Origin of the sequence: Luteitalea sp. (assembly GCF_022842525.1) — a bacterium.
In the GTDB taxonomy this organism is placed as follows: domain Bacteria; phylum Acidobacteriota; class Vicinamibacteria; order Vicinamibacterales; family Vicinamibacteraceae; genus Luteitalea.
In genome coordinates this window covers 1-17,124 of sequence record NZ_JALHPM010000138.1, presented here as the reverse complement: position 1 = coordinate 17,124, position 17,124 = coordinate 1, and the positions used below count along the sequence as shown (strand labels likewise).

The 17,124-nt window shown below is 69.5% G+C and carries 16 protein-coding genes; 3 read left to right on the top strand and 13 right to left on the bottom strand.

The features are described 5' to 3' along the window. Window positions 1-165: 165 nt before the first annotated feature. Window positions 166-732, bottom strand: coding sequence for a hypothetical protein (locus Q0C41_RS22310; protein WP_291987575.1), 567 nt, complete (start codon window positions 730-732; stop codon window positions 166-168). Window positions 733-999: 267 nt separating this feature from the next. Between Q0C41_RS22310 and Q0C41_RS22305 the strand changes: the two genes are divergently transcribed. Together Q0C41_RS22305 and Q0C41_RS22300 are read left to right on the top strand one after the other, a co-directional pair. Then, a complete protein-coding gene (locus tag Q0C41_RS22305) occupies window positions 1,000-1,584 on the top strand; it encodes a hypothetical protein (protein WP_291987574.1) in 585 nt (194 codons plus the stop codon). Window positions 1,585-1,971: 387 nt separating this feature from the next. Further along, window positions 1,972-2,424: a TraR/DksA family transcriptional regulator gene (locus Q0C41_RS22300; protein WP_291987573.1), complete on the top strand. Its 453-nt coding sequence runs from the start codon at window positions 1,972-1,974 to the stop codon at window positions 2,422-2,424. A 99-nt stretch (window positions 2,425-2,523) separates the two neighbouring features. Here the strand turns inward: Q0C41_RS22300 and Q0C41_RS22295 are convergent, their stop codons facing one another. The 6 genes from Q0C41_RS22295 to Q0C41_RS22270 form a co-directional block, all read right to left on the bottom strand. Further along, on the bottom strand, window positions 2,524-3,039 hold the full coding sequence (locus tag Q0C41_RS22295; RefSeq protein WP_291987572.1) for an NUDIX hydrolase: 516 nt from the start codon (window positions 3,037-3,039) through the stop codon (window positions 2,524-2,526). 43 nt (window positions 3,040-3,082) lie between these two features. After that, window positions 3,083-4,156: an RluA family pseudouridine synthase gene (locus Q0C41_RS22290; protein WP_291987571.1), complete on the bottom strand. Its 1,074-nt coding sequence runs from the start codon at window positions 4,154-4,156 to the stop codon at window positions 3,083-3,085. Window positions 4,157-4,176: 20 nt separating this feature from the next. Beyond that, entirely contained in the window at window positions 4,177-5,001 is an 825-nt protein-coding gene (lgt, locus tag Q0C41_RS22285; RefSeq protein WP_291987570.1) for a prolipoprotein diacylglyceryl transferase, read from the bottom strand. After that, a complete protein-coding gene (lspA, locus tag Q0C41_RS22280) occupies window positions 4,982-5,524 on the bottom strand; it encodes a signal peptidase II (RefSeq protein WP_291987569.1) in 543 nt (180 codons plus the stop codon). Before lspA ends, lgt begins: the two co-directional genes overlap by 20 nt. Continuing rightward, on the bottom strand, window positions 5,521-8,319 hold the full coding sequence (gene ileS, locus Q0C41_RS22275; RefSeq protein WP_291987568.1) for an isoleucine--tRNA ligase: 2,799 nt from the start codon (window positions 8,317-8,319) through the stop codon (window positions 5,521-5,523). Before ileS ends, lspA begins: the two co-directional genes overlap by 4 nt. Window positions 8,320-8,465: 146 nt before the next feature. Next, complete coding sequence (locus Q0C41_RS22270; protein ID WP_291987567.1) at window positions 8,466-11,234, bottom strand: DUF4394 domain-containing protein; 2,769 nt, start codon at window positions 11,232-11,234, stop codon at window positions 8,466-8,468. A 211-nt stretch (window positions 11,235-11,445) separates the two neighbouring features. On the opposite strand from Q0C41_RS22270, the gene Q0C41_RS22265 reads away from it, so the two are divergent. Beyond that, window positions 11,446-11,790 (top strand): histidine triad nucleotide-binding protein, encoded by a 345-nt coding sequence (locus Q0C41_RS22265; protein WP_291987565.1) that lies wholly within the window; start codon window positions 11,446-11,448, stop codon window positions 11,788-11,790. A 375-nt stretch (window positions 11,791-12,165) separates the two neighbouring features. Here Q0C41_RS22265 and Q0C41_RS22260 read toward each other — a convergent pair whose 3' ends face one another. The 6 genes from Q0C41_RS22260 to Q0C41_RS22235 all read right to left on the bottom strand — a co-directional run. Next, entirely contained in the window at window positions 12,166-13,728 is a 1,563-nt protein-coding gene (locus Q0C41_RS22260; protein WP_291987564.1) for a sialidase family protein, read from the bottom strand. 157 nt (window positions 13,729-13,885) lie between these two features. After that, window positions 13,886-14,728: a peptide chain release factor N(5)-glutamine methyltransferase gene (prmC, locus tag Q0C41_RS22255; protein ID WP_291987563.1), complete on the bottom strand. Its 843-nt coding sequence runs from the start codon at window positions 14,726-14,728 to the stop codon at window positions 13,886-13,888. A gap of 2 nt (window positions 14,729-14,730) precedes the next feature. Continuing rightward, window positions 14,731-15,816, bottom strand: coding sequence for a peptide chain release factor 1 (prfA, locus tag Q0C41_RS22250; protein ID WP_291987562.1), 1,086 nt, complete (start codon window positions 15,814-15,816; stop codon window positions 14,731-14,733). A gap of 41 nt (window positions 15,817-15,857) precedes the next feature. Continuing rightward, window positions 15,858-16,097: a MoaD/ThiS family protein gene (locus Q0C41_RS22245; protein WP_291987561.1), complete on the bottom strand. Its 240-nt coding sequence runs from the start codon at window positions 16,095-16,097 to the stop codon at window positions 15,858-15,860. Next, the gene (locus Q0C41_RS22240; RefSeq protein ID WP_291987560.1) at window positions 16,088-16,594 is read right to left on the bottom strand and encodes a molybdenum cofactor biosynthesis protein MoaE; all 507 of its coding nucleotides are present in this window, start codon (window positions 16,592-16,594) and stop codon (window positions 16,088-16,090) included. The genes Q0C41_RS22245 and Q0C41_RS22240 overlap by 10 nt, the downstream gene beginning before the upstream one ends. A gap of 191 nt (window positions 16,595-16,785) precedes the next feature. Then, window positions 16,786-17,124 (bottom strand): bifunctional hydroxymethylpyrimidine kinase/phosphomethylpyrimidine kinase (locus Q0C41_RS22235; protein WP_291987559.1); only part of this gene is annotated, 339 nt, incomplete at its 5' end.

The window sequence follows — 17,124 nt, the reverse complement described above, 5'->3', positions numbered from 1 at the left end:
CCGGCGCAAGGCCGGCGAGCAGGCCGCTCACCCGCCGAGTGGCCCGCGCAGCCGGCCCGAGCTGCCCACGCTATTCCCGGAAGGACCTGAATTCTGAATGTCAGCGAAGCTTGCCTGAATTCGCTTGATGCGCCGCGGAAGCGTGGCGGAGCCGCGAGGTGCACTTCATTCTGAATGCTGAAGGTCAGCGAAGCCCGCCTGAATTTCTGAGGCGAGGTCCAGCCCGCTGGTGGCATCGGCGAGCCGTGGCTTGAGGACTCGGCCCAGGAACGCGAAGTACGCGTCGGGCGCCGGATGGCCCTGGCGCCGGAAGTCCTTGACGGCGTCTTCGACGCGACGCATCGCGGCCGCCGTCGACGCGTCGAGTCGCGGCACGCCGGCCTCCGAGGCGTCGGCCAGGGGGGCGGACATCGCCCGGACGAGCCGTGCCGCGACGGGCGTGTCGGGCTGGTGCTCGTACAGCACGCCCCGGATGGCCGTCTCGGCCGTCGCCGCCAGGGCCGCCGCGGCTGCCTGCAAGTCGCTGTCGAGGGGAGGCGGGTCCGCCTCGTTCCGGAACGCCACGGCGGCCGGAAGGCACGCCATCAACACCGCATACCCGCCATCGTCCAGGCCTCGAATGAGAGGGACGACGAGGTTGGCGTCGTGCTCCTGCTGTCGCTGCTGGACGGCCGGCGGATGCGCCCTCGCGGCCTTGAGCCACCCGCAGTCGGCCGGGCACCGAATCTCCACCAGCCGTTTGGTGCCGCAACAGGTCGGGCAGATGACCTGCCCCAGTGCGGGACAGTGCCGCTTCGACTTCCCTTTGCCACACACCGGACACGCCGCCATGCGGCGAGGCTCCCACAGTGACGGAGGCTCGTCAATGACGCCGGCCTCACGTCCGTGCTGGCCGCTCGAGCTGGCGTCGCGTGCACATCCGGGGCGCTCGCCCCTGGAATGCGATTTGCTGAGGTGAAGCGCACCAACGCAGACACGTCCCGGCAACGGAGGTCGTCCATGGCCGTCATCGCCCGAGCGTCACTCGTCGAGTACTTCAAGGTCCAGGTGGAAGCGGCCCTCGCGTCGCAGCAGGTGCCCGCCAGCGAGGACACCGCCCACTATGTGGTGCAGCTGCTGGCTGATAGCGTCCGACAGGATATGCCCGGCCGCGCCGCCGCGCTGCTGGACCCCCGCCCGCTGGCCTTGCGCCTCGCCGACGCCCTGGACGAACGCTGTCCGGCGCCAGGGCGGGCGCTGCGGGATGTGGCCGACGCCGCTCTCCTGCTGGGCGGCTACTTCAAGGCGCGGGCGTCCGTGCACGGCCTGCCCTCGACGTACTACCACCGGCTCGGCGGCTTCGCATACGGCACGCTCGGGCACGAGTCTCAGGTCCTGGCGCCGATCTTCTCGGACCTCGCCGCCCGGTTCGGCCAGTATGCCGAGGCCCTTGGCGAAGTGGGGCAGCGGGCCGGGATGCAGACGCCGTCCGGCCTGGTCCGCGCGCTCGAGCAGTGGCAGCAGTCGCGCGATCGGGTCACCGAGCGTCTCCTCGTGGAACGGGGGATGGTGCTGCCACGCGGGGGTCGACCACGGTTGCAGTGATCCGGTACAGCTGCCTCGGGCCTGTCTGAGGCCCGCCGCGCAGTCAGGACGCCGGCCGGAAGGGTGGCGAACCGCCCGCCGGAGTGCGGCGTCTAATCCGCTGTACTGCCGAGACGTGCTGCGGGTGTGATGCTCGATGCGCGCCAAGGCAAGTCACCTCGAATGAGTACCTTGCGGTTCGGCGAGGCCTGGAGGGTCTCGCGGTAACACACCCCTCCGCTCCACGCCAAGACAGCATCCCGAGGACTCACCCGTGCGCAGGCTGGCGCGGGACGCCTCGCCGACTCCATCCGCGCCTGTCGTGGCGACGTGGGGCTCCGGGGCCTGGCATGAGGTGTGCTTCGTCTCTCGGCACTGGATGAACGTGGAAAGGAGCGTGGACAGGCCATGAAGTCGAACAAGAAGTCCACTCGCATCATCAATACAGACCGTCACGCCGAACTTCGCCGGATCCTCGAGGCCCGCCGGAAGGAACTGAGCAGCGAGCTGCGGCGACAAATCCATGACGTCCGGGCCATCGGGCCGGCCGATCTGGCGCAGGGGGTCGTGGACGCCGAAGAGGCGTCGGTCTCCGATATTCAGGAAGACATCGAGATCGCCCTCATGCAGATGAAGTCGGAGACCCTGAATCGGGTCAACGAGGCCCTCGGCCGGCTCGAAGTCGGCACCTACGGCTTCTGCTACGAGTGCGGCGACGAGATCTCCGAGCCCCGTCTGCGCGCGCTGCCGTTTGCGCTCCGCTGCGTGGACTGCGAAGAGGAACGCGAGCAGGCCGAAGCGCGCGACAAGTTCGTCGCCCGCCGCGGCACGACGGCCGCCATCATGGACATCGCCAGCTGACCGGCTGATCGTCCAGCACCGCACGTGGGCCCCGAGCCGCTGCAGCCTGCTGCAGCGGCTCGACCTTTTTCGTCAGTCCTGACAAAAAACGCCGGCGGGTTACCCGAGGAACTGCAGGGCGGCAACCGTCTTCATGTCGGTGATCTCGCCGCTGGCGACCAGGGCGCGCAACTCCGCCACGCTGAACGTCCTCGGCTCGAGGTGCTCGTCCTCGTCCTGCTCGGCCGTGTGCTCGGGCACGTGCAGGCCGGTCAGCTTGTAGAAGTGCATGACCTCGGTCGTGTAGCCCGGTGACGGATAGAGCGACGCGATCCGCACGGCGCTCGTCGCCAGCTGCCCGATCTCTTCGTGACACTCCCGCAGGGCCGCGACATCGGCCTCCTCGCCGGGGTCGAGGCTGCCCGCCGGCAACTCCCACACATGCTGCCCGATGGCGTGCCGGTACTGGCGGACGAGGATCACCGACGCCTCGTCGGGCATCGGGATGAGGACCACGGAGCCGCGATGACGCACGATGTCCATCGTGGTCTCCACGCCATGCGGCAGACGGACGCGATCGCGCGTCACGGTGAACACGCGGCCCGTGTATTCGAGCGACGACGAGAGTTCGGCCATCTGGTTCTTCAGGAGGAGAGGGCCCGGTCGCCGACCGGGCCGGTCACGGATTCTGCAGCGTCTTGTACCCGAACTTCGCCACCGCGGCGTCGAGTTGCGCCAGCACCTGGTTCAGATCGTCGGGCAGCGGGGCCTCGAACTCCATGCGCCGGCGCTCGGTGGGGTGCGTGAACACCAGGCGTTCGGCATGGAGGAACGGTCGCTGCAGCGACGACAGCGCCTTGAGGTGCGGCGCGATGCGTCTCGGGATGCCGCCGTACGTCGCATCGCCGCAGATCGGGTGCCCGATCGAGCTGAGATGGACCCGGATCTGGTGCGTGCGACCGGTGTGAATCGCCACGCGCACCAGCGAGACGCCGGGCAGGTGCAGGGCCCACGTGATCCGGGTGACCGCGGCCCTCGCACGCCGGGCGCGCGTTGTCATCTTCTGACGGGAATGCGTGTCTCGGCCGATCGGGGCCTCGATGCGCCGGCCGTTGTGGACCAGGCCCCAGATCAGCGCCACGTATTCCTTCTCGACTTCGCGGTCGTGGAACTGGCGGGCCAACTCCTGGTGCGCGGCGTCACTCTTGGCCACCACCATCACGCCCGACGTGCCCTTGTCCAGGCGATGGACGATGCCGGGCCGCATGGTGCCGCCGACGCCGCTCAGGTCCTTCACGTGGTGCAGCAGCGCGTTCACCAGCGTCCCGGTGGCATGCCCGGCCGCCGGATGCACCACCATGCCGGCCGCCTTGTTGAGCACGATGATGTGCTCGTCCTCGAACAGGATGTCGAGCGGGATGTCTTCGGGCAGGGCTTCGGACGCGACCGGTTCGGGCAGTTCCACCGTCAGGACGGTCCCCGCCGGCAGCACCTCGCTGGTCCGGGTCAGGGGGCGTGAGCCGACCTCGCCCGCCGCGTCGGCAGTCGTGGCCACGCGGACGTGACCTTCCTTGATCAGGCGCTGGACCTGGGATCGCGACATCCCGGACAGGAGGGAGGCCAGTGCCTGGTCGGCCCGCTGATTGGCTTCGTCCTCGCCGATCTCGACCGACGCCAGGCGGCTGCCCTCCGGCTCGCCGTCGACCGGTTCGTCGGGCTCGTACTCGTCCTCGTCGTCATCGTGTTCGTGCATGGGCGGCTCTTGATCCTGCGTCATGCGCGCGCAGGTCGCGTGCGTCCCGGCGTGGCTGGAATCGACGCGGTGTCCCGGTCACGTCGCGAGAGCCAGTACAGCATGACCAGGCTCAGCGGCACGATGAGAAGGGAAATGAACTGCGAGGTCGAGATGTGGCCATAGACCATGCCGCGCGGATCGCCGCGGAACATCTCGATGACGAAGCGCGACAGGCCGTAGACCAGCATGTAGCCCCAGAACGTCCGGCCGGCGAAGGCACGCCCCTTGTGTTCGAACGCGAGCAGCAGGCCGAGGATCACGGCCTCGGCACCGGCTTCGTACAACTGCGTGGGGTGCAGCGGGATGCCGAGCGGCGTGCCGACGTTCTCCTGCGCCAGCGGGTTCGTGAAGGTGACGGCCCAGGGCACGTCGGTCTCGTGCCCGTAGCAGCAGCCGGCCAGGAAGCAGCCCAGCCGACCGACCACATGCCCGAGCGCGATGCCGGGCGCGATGACGTCGGCGATGCGCCAGGTCGGCAACTGGTGCTTGCGGACGTACCAGAGCCCGACCAGTACGGCCAGGATCAGGCCGCCATAGAACACGCCGCCCGATCGCGCCAGCGACAGCAGGTCGGCCGGTTCGCGCAGGAAATGATCGGCATCGACGATCACCAGCAGGAGCTTGGCCCCGACCAGCGCGCTCACGATGATGTAGATGCCGAGGTCCATCACCCGCGCCGGGTCGAGACCTCGCCGCTTGGCGCGAACGAGCGCCAGTTGCAGGCCGCCGAGATAGGCCGCGGCCAGCAGGACGCCGTAGGAATAGACCGTCAGCGGACCGAGGTCAAACAGCTTGGGGAACATCGTGCCTCGTGAACAGGGTGTCGACGATGAACAGCAGCGCGCCGACGGTAATCGCCGCATCCGCGACGTTGAAGGCCCAGAAATGCCAGGTGCCGACGTACACGTCCACGAAGTCGATGACGTAGCCGAGCGTCACCCGGTCGATGAGATTGCCGACGGCCCCGGCCACGATGAGCACGAAGCCGTAGCGGGCCGCCCAGGCGTCACCGGCGAACTTCTGGGCGTACCAGAGGATGCCGACCAGGGCCAGCACCGCCAGCCCGGCCACGATCAGCGGCTTGTAGGCGAAGTCGCTGGCGTTGAGCATGCCGAACGCCGCCCCGGTGTTGCGCACGTACGTGACGTTCAGCAGCCCCGGAATCACCGGCACCACTTCGTGCAGCGCGAGGCGCTGCAGCACGAGCAGCTTGGTCAGCTGATCGATCACGACGAGCAGCACCGTGATCCACACCTCGGGCTTGCGCCACGCGGCCGTCCTGGCCGGCCCGGTGGCCACCATCGGCGCTGTCGACGTCTCACTCACGCGGCGCCGACCCCGAGCCCGAGCGCCTCGACGCAGCGATCGCACAGGCCTTCAGTGGCCGTCTCCGTGCTGATGGACGGCACATAGCGCCAGCAGCGCTGACACTTCTCGCCACCGACCCGCGACACGACCACCGTGAGCGTGTCTGGCGCCTGGGCCGCATCGGCCGGCACCACCGTCGCCTCGCTGACGATGCAGAAGGCCGCGAGGTCGTCGGCCGACATGCCGGCGAGGACCTCGGCGAAGCGCCCCGTTCCCTCCAGCGTGATGGCGGCCTCGAGCGACGTGCCGATGACCTTCGCCTGCCGCTGCGCCTCGAGCTTCGCGTTCACCAGGTCGCGCAGTTCCAGCCGCGTTGCATAGCGCGCCACGAGGGCCTCGTCCTGCCACGCCTCGACGCCCTCGGGGAACAGCGCCACGTGCACCGACACCTCGTGCCGGCCCGGCAGCACCTTCCACAACTCGTCGGCCGTCACCGGCAGGATCGGCGCCAGCAGGCGCGCAAGGCCGTCGGCCATCAGATACATCGCCGTCTGCGCCGAGCGCCGCTCGCGCGACGTCGCGCCGAACGTGTACAACCGGTCCTTCGACACGTCGAAGTAGAACGAGCTCAGGTCGACGACGGCCAGACGGTTGATCTCGTGGAAGATCGTCTGGAAGTCGAAGCGGTCGTAGGCCGCGCGCATCTTCACGGCCGCGTCGGCGTATCTGGCCAGGGCGTACCGATCGACCTCGAGCAACTCGCCGTGCGGCACCAGATCGGTCGCCGGATCGAAATCGAACATGTTGGCGGCGAGGTACCGCACGGTGTTGCGGATCTTGCGGTAGGCCTCGACCGTCCGCGCCAGGATCTGCTTGCCGAGGCGCACTTCCTCCGTGTAGTCGACCATCGCGACCCACAGCCGCAATACCTCGGCGCCACTCTGCTCGATGACCTGCTGCGGGACGACGTTGTTGCCGCGCGACTTGGACATCTTGCGGCCTTCCTCGTCGACGACGAACCCGTGCGTGATCACTGACCGGTACGGCGCCTTGCCGCGCGTCCCGAGGGCCACCAGCAGCGAGCTGTGGAACCAGCCGCGATACTGATCGCTGCCCTCGAGGTACATGTCGGCGGGCCAGCGCAGCTCGGGGCGCACCGCCAGCACGCCCTCGTGACTCGTGCCCGAGTCGAACCAGACGTCGAGGATGTCGCGCTCCCGCTCGAACTCGGCATTGCCGCAGTGCGCACAGGTCAGGCCCTCGGGGAGGAACTCCTCGATCGGGCGCTCGTACCAGGCGTCGGCGCCGTGCTGCAGGAACACCTCGGCCGCGCGCGTTGTCAGCGCGGTGGTCAGCACCGACTCGCGGCAGGTCGTGCACGTCACGGCCGGGATCGGCACGCCCCACGCGCGCTGGCGCGAGATGCACCAGTCCGGCCGGTTGGCGAGCATGTTGTGGATGCGCTCCTCGCCCCAGGCCGGCAGCCACTCCACGCCCTTGACGGCCTCGAGCGCCTTCTCGCGGTAGCCGTCGTGGTCCATCTCGATGAACCACTGCGGCGTCGCCAGGAAGATCAGCGGCTTGTGGCAGCGCCAGCAGTGCGGGTAGCTGTGCTCGTAGGTCTCGGTGAACCAGAGCGCGCCGCGCTCGCGCAGCGCCTCCACGACCTTCGGGTTGGCGTCCCACACCTTGAGGCCCGCGAACAACTCGACGTCGGCCAGGAACTCGCCCGACGGGCCGATGGGCGCGTACGTCTCCAGGCCGTAGCGCTGGCCGGTGTTGAAGTCGTCGGCACCGTGGCCCGGGGCCGTGTGCACCACGCCGGTGCCCTGCTCCAGCGTGACGTAGTCGGCCAGCACGCCGAGCGACTCGCGCGCATACAGCGGATGCACGAAGCGGATCCGGTCGAAGACCTCGCCCTTCATGCGGGCCACGGGCTCGCCCGGCGTCCGCCCCGCCTTGGCGAACGTCGCCGCCGCGAGGGCTTCGGCCACGATCACGAGGCGACCCTCGACGTCGTACGCCGCGTATTCGAACCCGGGCTGGAACGCCACCGCCAGGTTCGACGGGATGGTCCACGGCGTGGTCGTCCAGATCAGCACCGACACGGGGCGACCGGCGAGACCGGGCACGCGCGACGCCAGCACCTCGGCGTCGCGTGCGTCGAGCGTGAACTCGACGTAGATCGACGGCGAGGTGTGCGACTCGTACTCGACCTCGGCCTCGGCCAGGGCGGTGCGGTCGGAGATGCACCAGTAGACGGGCTTCTTGCCCTTGTAGACGAGCCCCTCCTCGACGCAGCGACCCAGGGCGCGGACGATCGCCGCCTGGTACTCGTACTGCATCGTCAGGTACGGGTGGTCCCAATCGCCGAAGACCGCGAGGCGCTTGAAGTCGGCACACTGCTCGGTGACGTGCCGCTGGGCGTAGGCGCGGCAGGCCCGGCGGATGTCGGCCAGGCTCATGTCGCGCTTCTTCGAACCGAGCTCCTTGTCGACCTGGAGCTCGATCGGCAGGCCGTGGCAGTCCCACCCCGGCACGTAGGGGGCGTCGAAGCCAGCCATGGACTTCGACTTGACCACGAAGTCCTTCAGGACCTTGTTGAGGGCGTGGCCGATGTGGATCTGCCCGTTGGCGTAGGGCGGTCCGTCGTGCAGCACGTACTTGGGCCGCCCGGCGCGCGCCTGCGCAATCTGCCCGTACAGGTCCATCGCCTCCCAGCGGGCAATCGCCGCCGGCTCGGCGACCTGCAGGTTCGCCTTCATCGGGAAGTCGGTACGGGGCAGGTTGACGGAGTTCTTCCAGTCGGCCATGAACCGTCCATTGTAACTGGACGCGCTGGAACGAGGGGGCCGTCGACCTGGAAGGTCGACGGCTACAGTCGTGGCGGGTCGGCCCCCCGCTGCACCGCGCTGGCTCAGGGCTCAGGGCTCGAGCCCCGAGCCCCCCGCTCCGGGCGTTACGGCACCCGCGTGGCGGTGACCACGCTGCCGGCGGCGAACTGCACCCCGCCCGCGTCGGAGTACATCGCCCGTTCGGCGAAGACCGGGACGTTCGAGACCACCGACACGCCGAAGGACTCGTCGACCAGCTCTGGCACGTCGACGTTGACCCAGATGTTGGCGCGCGTCTGGCGCGGCACGGTGACCGTCCGCTGCACGGTGGTGCCGTTGGCGCGGAGGAAGGTGACCGTCGAGGTGGCGTCGGTCGTCCCGGGGTTGGCGATGAGCAGGAACGTGGCGTAGTTGGCCGGCCCGCCGACGCGACCCTCACCGAAGGCCCAGCGCTGCCCCAGCATCGTGATGCCGAAGCTGGCGTGCGACTCGAACCACTGGGCCGACGACCCTGGCCAGTACATCGCGCGCTCCGACAGCACGGGCTGCGTGGCACTGACGGTCATGCCGACGGCGGTGTCGGCCAGCAGCGGGTCCTCCTGCTCGAGGTTGATCGTGCGGCGCTGCTTGGCGCCCACCGCGTAGGTCCTGACGACAGGGTCGCCGGCGGGCAACAGGTAGGTGACCGTGGCCATGGCGTCGGTGGTGCCCGGGTTGGCCAACAGCAGGAAGGTGTCGAAGTACGGCCCCGTGGCGCCTTCGGCGTGGTACCAGACCGTGGACGGGGCCTGGACCCCCGAGGCCACGCTGCCGCCGTTGAACAGGGGCTGCCCGAAGTACATCGCGCGTTCGGCGACGCCCGGCGCGCTGAACGTGACCGTGGCACCAAAGGCCCGGTTGGCCAATTCGGGGATTTCGCCGCCGTAGACGTTGACGCGCGACATCGGCGCCAGCGAGACGACTCGGGTCACCGGCGTACCGCTCTCGAGGAGGAACTCGACCGTCGCCGTGCTGGGCGTCGCGCCCGGGTTGCTCAGCAGGAGGTAGTTGTCGAAGAAGCCCTGCGACCCTTCGGCGAAGTGCCAGACCAGCGCCGGGCCGCCGACAGCTCGTTCGCCGTGCATGCCATAGCCGGTCGCATCCCATCGCATCGTCCGCTCGACGGCGAGCGGCACGCCGTCCACCGAGGTGAACACCGCCCCGAAGGCGGCCGACGACAGGCCGGAGACCGTGGCCGCGTCCAGCGTCGCGCGCGAGAAGGGCCGCACGGTGAGCGTGCGGGCGACGCTCATGCCGTCGCTGCGCTGGAAGACCGCCGTGACCGGCGCCGGCAGCGCCGTCGGGTTGGCGAGGGCGAACTCGGTCGTGAAGAAGCTGCCCGTGGCGCCCTCGGCGAAGGCGTAGTCCATGGGCACTTCGGCGGCGAGGCCTCGCACGGACTGCCCGCCTCCCACCATGCCGACCGCGCGGGCGGCCCCGGTCGAGAGGCTGATCGTGTACAGCTGCGTGGTCCCGCCGACGGTGAGGGCCGCGAACGCCGTGCCGTCCACGGACGAAATGTCGAAGCCATTCACCTCGGACGCGTCGACGCCGAGCGGACCGACGACGGTCAGCACGCCGGCGTTGGGCGGGTTCTGGATCACCAGCTGATCGGTGGCGGTGTCGATGTCGTACAGCGTCGTGGTGGTCGCGCCAGCGCGGTTGTTGGTGTACGCGGCGCTGGTCACCGAGCCCGCGGGTGTCAGCGTCCCATCGGTCGCGACGATCACGCCGGTGTCAGGATGCAGGCGCAGGTTCTGACCGGTGTTGCTGACCAGGCGGATCCGATCGACGGTCGGGTTGAAGTCGAAGCCGAAGGCCGTGCCGCCGAGCGCGCCGAACGACGCGCCGCCCACCGGCGTCGCGAGGCCCGTCACGCGATCGACGACGTAGAGCCGGCCCGTGCTGCCGAGGCCATACAACGCGCCGGTGGCCGGGCGGACGTCGAGACCGAGGAGCGTCTCGCCACCCTGCAGGCCCGTGACGGCGACCGGGGCCGAGACCACGCCCGGTGCTCCGCTCGAGAACGAGACGAGCGCGTTGGTGTCGGTCAGGCTCCACACCCGCACGGCGCGGGACGTGAGCGCGAGACCGGTCACGGCGAGCGATCCGTCGCCGAGGGAGCCGACGAGGGTTGCCGCGCCCGTCGAGAGGTTCACGGTGTACAGCCGCGCCTGCCCGCCAACCGCGTCGGCCATGTACGCCACCCCTGTTGTCGCACTGATGTCGAAGGCTGCGGCGGGCGTGGCGTCCACACCGAGCGGGCCGACCACCACCAGCGTGCCGGCGTTGGGGGGATTCTGCAGGAGCAACTGGTCGCCGTCGGCATCGAGGTCGAACAGTTCCGTCGACGTCGCCCCGGAGAAGTTGTTCGTGTAGGCCGCCGCCGTGACGCCGAAGCCGGGCGTGAGGGTGCCGTCGGCGACGACGAGGGCGCCGGTGTCGGGATTGACGCGCAGGTTCTCGCCGGCGTCGCTGACGATGCGGAGGCGGTCGACAGTCGGGTTGAAATCGACGCCGACGCGCGCGCCGGTCAGGAACAGCGAGGCCGTGCCCACCAGACTGGCGCGCCCGGATGCGGTATCGATGAGATAGAGGCGGCCGCTCGATCCGACACCGTAGAGTTGCCCCGTCGCCGGGCGCATGTCGATGCCGACCACGGTCTCGCCTGAGGCCAGTCCGGTGATGGCGCGCGCGGTCGAGAGCGTGCCGGGCGCATCGGTATCGAACTCGACCAGGCTCGTGCCGTCGACCAGGGCGATGGCGCGTTCCGCGGATGCCGGTGTCGCCGCCAGCACGGCGATGGCAGCGCCCGAGATGGCGAGCCGTTGGACAGCGAGATGTAGCGTCTGCAAGAGAGCCTCCTTCAGAGGCGGTCCCGGCGGGCATCACCGAGCGGCCTCCTATGGGCTACGCGTCACAGGGAGCAGTGGATGTAGAACGCAGAACGCCGCCCAGGGTAGGGCCGGCTCTCCGAGCCGGCCGTCACCCTCACCGACGCTATCGCTGACGGCCCGTTCGGAGAACGGGCCCTACCCCACCACATACCCGGGTACTCTGTCCGCCATGTCCAGTTGTCTGTTCTGCCGCATTGCTGCTGCCGAGATTCCGGCCAAGGTGATCTATCAGGATGCCGACGTCGTCGCGTTCGAGGACATCAATCCGCAGGCGCCGCTGCATTGCCTCGTCATTCCGCGGCGGCACATCGCGACGCTCAACGACGTGACGCCAGACGACGCGGCCCTCGTGGGGACGATGCTGTATCGAGCTGCCCAGATTGCCCGCGAGCGGGGCTACGCCGACGGCGGGTTCCGGGCGGTGTTCAACTGCAACGCCGACGCGGGCCAGACGGTCTTCCACATCCACCTGCACCTGCTGGCAGGGAGACGGCTGGGGTGGCCGCCCGGCTGAGGCCGCAAGGGACGAGGGACAAGGGGAGAAGCCACAAGGGGTACGAGAGACGAGGGACAAGTACACGCAACAGGGACAAGGGACGGGGTCGTCTGCGCCGGCCGTTCTTGTGCTTGTCCCTGCTTGCTCGTCCTTTGTCCCTCGACGCCCTTGTGACTGGCGTACTCGTCCCTTGTCACTTGTCAGAGCTGGTCGCCGTGCCCGCAGCCTTCCAGGTGGCGCCGGCGTCCGTGCTGCGGTAAACGCCTCGACCTCGCGTGCCTGCGAAGAGGCGTTGGGGGTCGCGCGGGTCGCTGACGATGTTGGTGATGGAGGTCTCGAATGGCAGTCCCGCACCAGCGGGCCGCCACGAGGTGCCGGCGTCCGTGCTTGCCATCAGGGGACCGCCCTGCCCGCCAGCGGCACGTGCAACTCCTTCCAGGTCTCGCCGCGGTCCGTGCTTCGGTGGATGACCGCTCGGTCGGAATCGATTGCAGTTGCCGAGACGAACACCGTGCCGTCCGCGTGAGGGTCCGCCCGCACCGTTTCGAACCTGTGCATGTCGAGGAGCGGGCCAGTGGGCTCCCAGGTGCGGCCATCGTCGAGGCTGCGCCAGGTGCCCCTGTTGGTGGGCAAGGCAGCGGTCCCCGTGATGAATGGGAGAGCCATCGTGCTCATGAAGAGCACCCGCCCCCGTCCAACTGTTGCGGCGGCGGCACTGGGCCCCCAGGCGCCAGGAAGCCGGCCGCGTTGCCACGACCGGCCGCTGTCGTCGCTCAGGAGATAGCCATCGGGCCCTGCGGCCACCAGGGGCGACGCCTGGCTCGCCAGGTCGACGTTCAGCAGGCGGGCATCCGCGGGCAGGTCGAGCGGCAGCCAGCCAGCCTGGCCGCGACGCAGGTGGTGGTACTGCCCGCCCGCGTTCATCGTCAGTCCACCGGCGCCATCCGACCGGAGTGTGCGTGCGTCCGCGTCCAGCGGCATCGAGGACGGCACACCGATCTCCCAGGTCTCACCGCCATCCGTGCTCGCAAACATCTCGGCAGCGTCGCTCCACGCGCTGCTGGTCGCGTAGAGGGTCATCGCGGTCGGTCCCTCGTGCAGTGCGACCGACACCGCGATCCGCGAGATCCCAGCCGACCGTCGTGTCCAGGTCTGGCCGAAGTCTCGCGTCACCATGACGCCGCGCGCCGTGCCCACGTAGGCCGTCCACGGGTCCAGGGGATCGACGGCGAACGGCGCCGGCATGATGCCCGCCGGGATTGACGTGGCGAGTGGCTCCCAGTGCTCGCCGGCATCGCGGCTGCGCACGATGCGGTCGCCGCGGAGAGCGGTCAGCACGTCGCCCGTGTTGCCGACGAACGCGAGCGACTCCCACGCGTCCTGCCCAGCGTCTTCCGACGACGCGCCATGTGCCGTGTCGACGTCGAGGCGCACCCAGGTGCGGCCGCCGTCGCGGCTCGATGACACGCCGTCCTCGCCAACACAGAACAACGACAGGGCCTCGGCGGGGTGAATGGTCAGCCCACCATGGCAATCCAGCGGGATGTTCGGTGAGACACGCTCCCAGCGTCGGCCGGCGTCCGTCGTCTTGAAGAGGTCGTCGTCGCACGCGGCGTACAGCGTTGCCGGTTCGGCGGGGACGGCCCTCAGCTCGCACGCCGTGTCCGCGGGAAGCCCGCGGTCGGCCGCGGTCCATGTCGTTCCGTAGTCGTGCGACCGGAAGACGCCGCCGTGCTCGAACGCCGCGAAGACCGTGCCCGGCCGATCGGCGACGATGGCGAGGCCGACGACCGCGCCGCCCGACGGCCCCCCGCCCGGCATGTGGTCGACGACGGGCGTGTCGTTCGCCCGACTCTTCTCGGAGGGTGATGGTGCCTCTCGGGAACGCGTCGTGGCACCAGCCACGACGCCGGCCAGCACCACCACCGCGACGGACATCGCAGTGCTGATGCGCATGCCCAGACACAATCGGCCGCGGCTCCTCACGCAGCAGCCTCGGCCCGCCGGCTCCGCCCTGCTGGCGAGTGCCTGCTCCCCGCTTCCTTGTCCCTGCTTGCCTGTCCCTTGTCCCTCGACGCCCTTGTGACTGGCGTACGTGTCCCTTGTCCCTTGCCTACCCTCGGCGAGCCACCAGTGTCCTTGCGATGCCCTGCAGGTCCTCGAGCACCTCGACGACCTCCAGGCCGCACGCGCGAGCGGCCTCCTCGACGGGGTCCTGCATGCCGTAGCCGAACTCCATCGCGAGCCATCCGTTGGGCGTCAGCCGTTCGGCCGCCTGCGCGAGGAAGCGGCGCGGGAGGTCCATGCCGTCCTGGCCACCGAACAAGGCGACGTGCGGCTCGTGGTCGCGCACGTCGGGCGACATGCCGGGCTGGTCCCGCCGCGCCACATACGGCGGGTTCGACACGATGACGTCGAACAGCCCCATCGCCGGCTCGAGGAAGTCGCCGATGAGGAAGGTGACGCGATCGGCCACGCCCAGCGCCTTGGCGTTGCGGCGTGCCACGGTGACGGCGGCGGCCGAGATGTCCGAGACTTCGACGTGCCACTCCGGCCGTTCGCAGGCGAGCGTCAGGCCGAGCGCCCCGCTGCCGGTGCCGACGTCGATGGCCCGCGCGAACTGACCGGCGGGCATGCGCTGCAGGGCATAGTCGATGATGAGTTCGGACTCCGGACGCGGGATGAGGACGTCCGGGTTGACGAGGAAGTCGCGCCCGTAGAACTCGCGGCTGCCGACGATGTAGGCGACGGGTTCGCGGGTGGCGCGGCGGTCGATCAGCGTGCCGAAGGCGGCGAGGAACTCCGGCGAGGCCGGTTCGTCGGCGCGCGTGATCCACGTCGCGCGGTCCCACTGCAGGATGTGCCGGGCCAGCACCTCGGGATCGAGATGGGCGTGACGCTGGTCGAGGCCGGCGGCCAGCAGTCGTTGTCGAGCGGCGGCGACGGCGTGTCGCATGGTCAGGCGTCCACCGCTTCGGTGCGGCTGGCGTCCTTGAGCAGCTCCGACCGATAGAACGTCGTCACCTTGTCGAACAGTTCGTGCAGGTCGCCGTCCATGGCGGTGCCGAGCTGATGCGTCGTGAAGTTGACGCGATGGTCGGTGATCCGGCTCTGCGGGAAATTGTAGGTGCGGATTTTTTCTGAGCGCTCGCCCGTGCCCACCTGGCTCTTGCGATCCTTGGCGATGGCGTCCTGCTGCTTGCGCAGTTCCATCTCGTACAGGCGCGACCGCAGCACCTTCATCGCCTTCGCGCGGTTCTTGATCTGCGACTTCTCGTCCTGCTGCGAGACGACGGTGCCGGTCGGGATGTGGGTGATGCGCACCGCCGAGTAGGTGGTGTTGACGCTCTGGCCGCCGGGGCCGCTCGAGCAGAAGGTGTCGATGCGCAGATCCTTGTCGTGCACCTGGATGTCGACGTCTTCGGCTTCGGGCAGCACGGCCACCGTGGCCGTCGACGTGTGGATGCGGCCGCTCGCTTCGGTGGCGGGCACGCGCTGCACGCGGTGGACGCCGCTCTCGTACTTGAGGTGGCTGTAGACCTGCTTGCCCTCGATGGTCGCGATGCCTTCCTTCATGCCGCCGGCATCGGCGTCGCTCGTGGACATGACCTCGAACTTCCAGCCCTGGCGCTCGGCATACCGCGCGTACATGCGGAAGAGCTCGGCGGCAAACAGCGCGGCCTCCTCGCCACCCGTGCCGGCCCGCACTTCGAGCACGACGTTCTTGGCGTCGAGGGGGTCCTTGGGGATGAGCAGGAACTTGACGTGTTCGAGCAACTGGACGTGCTTCGGCTCGAGATCGGCGAGTTCCTCACGCGCCAGGGCGGCCATCTCGGCGTCGCCGCTGGCGACCAGCTCGCGGGACTCGGCGAGCTGCTCCTCGAGCGACTTCAGCGACCGGTAGGCGTCGACCAGTTCCTGCAGTTCCGACAGGGTCTTGGTGTGGGTCCGGTAGGCCTGTGCGTCGGCCTGCACCGCCGGGTCGGCGATGAGGCCCATCAGATAGTTGTATTGCGCCTCGACGGACGCGAGCTTGTCCAACATAGAAGAGTCTCAGGGCTCAAGGCTCAGGCCAGAGCCGCATGTCACCCGCCGGACACCGGCGGCAGGAACGCCACCTCGTCCCCGTCGCTGACCGGCGTGGTCATGCGCGCGTACTGCGCGTTCACGGCGCACGACAGGCTGCCGGCATACGGCGCGAGGGCGGGCCACTCCGCGACGAGCGCCTCCCAGACCTCCGCGACCGTGCCGGCGCGCGGCCGCGCCAGTTCATCCGCGCCAGCGATCTCGCGCAGCCTCGCGAACAACCGCACCGTCACGGGCATGCGCGCCTCCAGGCCTCGTCGAGGGGACCCTGATCGTCCGGATCGACGGTCGCGCCCTCGACCCAGGAGGCGCCCCCGACGACGTGTTCGCGCTTCCACACCGGCGAAATCTGCTTCACCCGCTCGATGGCGAACCGGGAGACCGCGTAGGCCTCGGCGCGATGGGCCGAGACGGCAGCAATGACGATCGACGGCTCGCCCACGCCCAACGTCCCGATCCGATGGTGCAGGCAGAGCACCACCCCGGGCATCCGGTCGGCGGCTTCCCGCGCGATGCGTTCGAACGACGCCACGGCCAGCGGCTCGTAGGCCTCGTACGTCAGGGCACTGACCTCCTGGCCCAGATGTCGGCCGCGGACGACACCGACGAACAGCACCAGGCCTCCCGGCCCCTCGACGTCATCCGTGCGGGCCTGGTCGGCGTGCCGCTGCTGCGCGAGGGCGAGCAGTCCGGCAGGGTCCAGCGGGTCAGCGGTGATCGCGAACGGCAGCAACATCTCAGTATACGACTCGGCTCGCTGCGCCCGCCTCGCCGCCGGGAATCGGGAATCGGGAGTCGGGAACCGGGAAGGGCGAAAGGGCGAAGGGCGAAAGGGGAAGGGGGAAGGGGGAAGGGAGAAGGAGGAAGGAGGAAGGAGGAAGGAGGAAGGGCGGGGCGTTGGGTAGGGCCGGCTGTCCCAGCCGGCCGTCAGCGATGGACGTTCCAGAAGTGGCTGACCGGGCCCGCGCCCTGGCCCAGGCCCGGGGCGTGGCGGATGGCGCCGTCCAGGTAGGCCCGCGACAGGTGGAAGGCCTCCAGGAGGCCGTGTCCCAGGGCGAGGTGTGCCGCCATCGAGGCGGCGAAGGTGCAGCCGGTGCCGTGGGTGTGGCGGGTGGCGTGGCGCGGGCCGCGGGCCTCGTGGAAGTGCTGCCCGTCGAACAGCAGGTCCACCACGTCTGGCGTGTCGAGGTGCCCGCCCTTGACGATGACGGCCGTCGGCCCGAGGTCGTACAGTCGGCGGGCGGCCTCCCGGGCGTCAGCCTCGGT

Excerpts from the sequence above, each read along its gene's own strand:
- Q0C41_RS22305 (WP_291987574.1), top strand. The coding sequence starts at position 1,000 with ATGGCCGTCATCGCCCGAGCGTCACTCGTCGAGTACTTCAAGGTCCAG.
- Q0C41_RS22300 (WP_291987573.1), top strand. The coding sequence starts at position 1,972 with ATGAAGTCGAACAAGAAGTCCACTCGCATCATCAATACAGACCGTCAC.
- Q0C41_RS22295 (WP_291987572.1), bottom strand. The coding sequence starts at position 3,039 with ATGGCCGAACTCTCGTCGTCGCTCGAATACACGGGCCGCGTGTTCACC.
- Q0C41_RS22290 (WP_291987571.1), bottom strand. The coding sequence starts at position 4,156 with ATGCACGAACACGATGACGACGAGGACGAGTACGAGCCCGACGAACCG.
- lgt (WP_291987570.1), bottom strand. The coding sequence starts at position 5,001 with ATGTTCCCCAAGCTGTTTGACCTCGGTCCGCTGACGGTCTATTCCTAC.
- ileS (WP_291987568.1), bottom strand. The coding sequence starts at position 8,319 with ATGGCCGACTGGAAGAACTCCGTCAACCTGCCCCGTACCGACTTCCCG.
- Q0C41_RS22265 (WP_291987565.1), top strand. The coding sequence starts at position 11,446 with ATGTCCAGTTGTCTGTTCTGCCGCATTGCTGCTGCCGAGATTCCGGCC.
- Q0C41_RS22260 (WP_291987564.1), bottom strand. The coding sequence starts at position 13,728 with ATGCGCATCAGCACTGCGATGTCCGTCGCGGTGGTGGTGCTGGCCGGC.
- prmC (WP_291987563.1), bottom strand. The coding sequence starts at position 14,728 with ATGCGACACGCCGTCGCCGCCGCTCGACAACGACTGCTGGCCGCCGGC.
- prfA (WP_291987562.1), bottom strand. The coding sequence starts at position 15,816 with ATGTTGGACAAGCTCGCGTCCGTCGAGGCGCAATACAACTATCTGATG.
- Q0C41_RS22245 (WP_291987561.1), bottom strand. The coding sequence starts at position 16,097 with ATGCCCGTGACGGTGCGGTTGTTCGCGAGGCTGCGCGAGATCGCTGGC.
- Q0C41_RS22240 (WP_291987560.1), bottom strand. The coding sequence starts at position 16,594 with ATGTTGCTGCCGTTCGCGATCACCGCTGACCCGCTGGACCCTGCCGGA.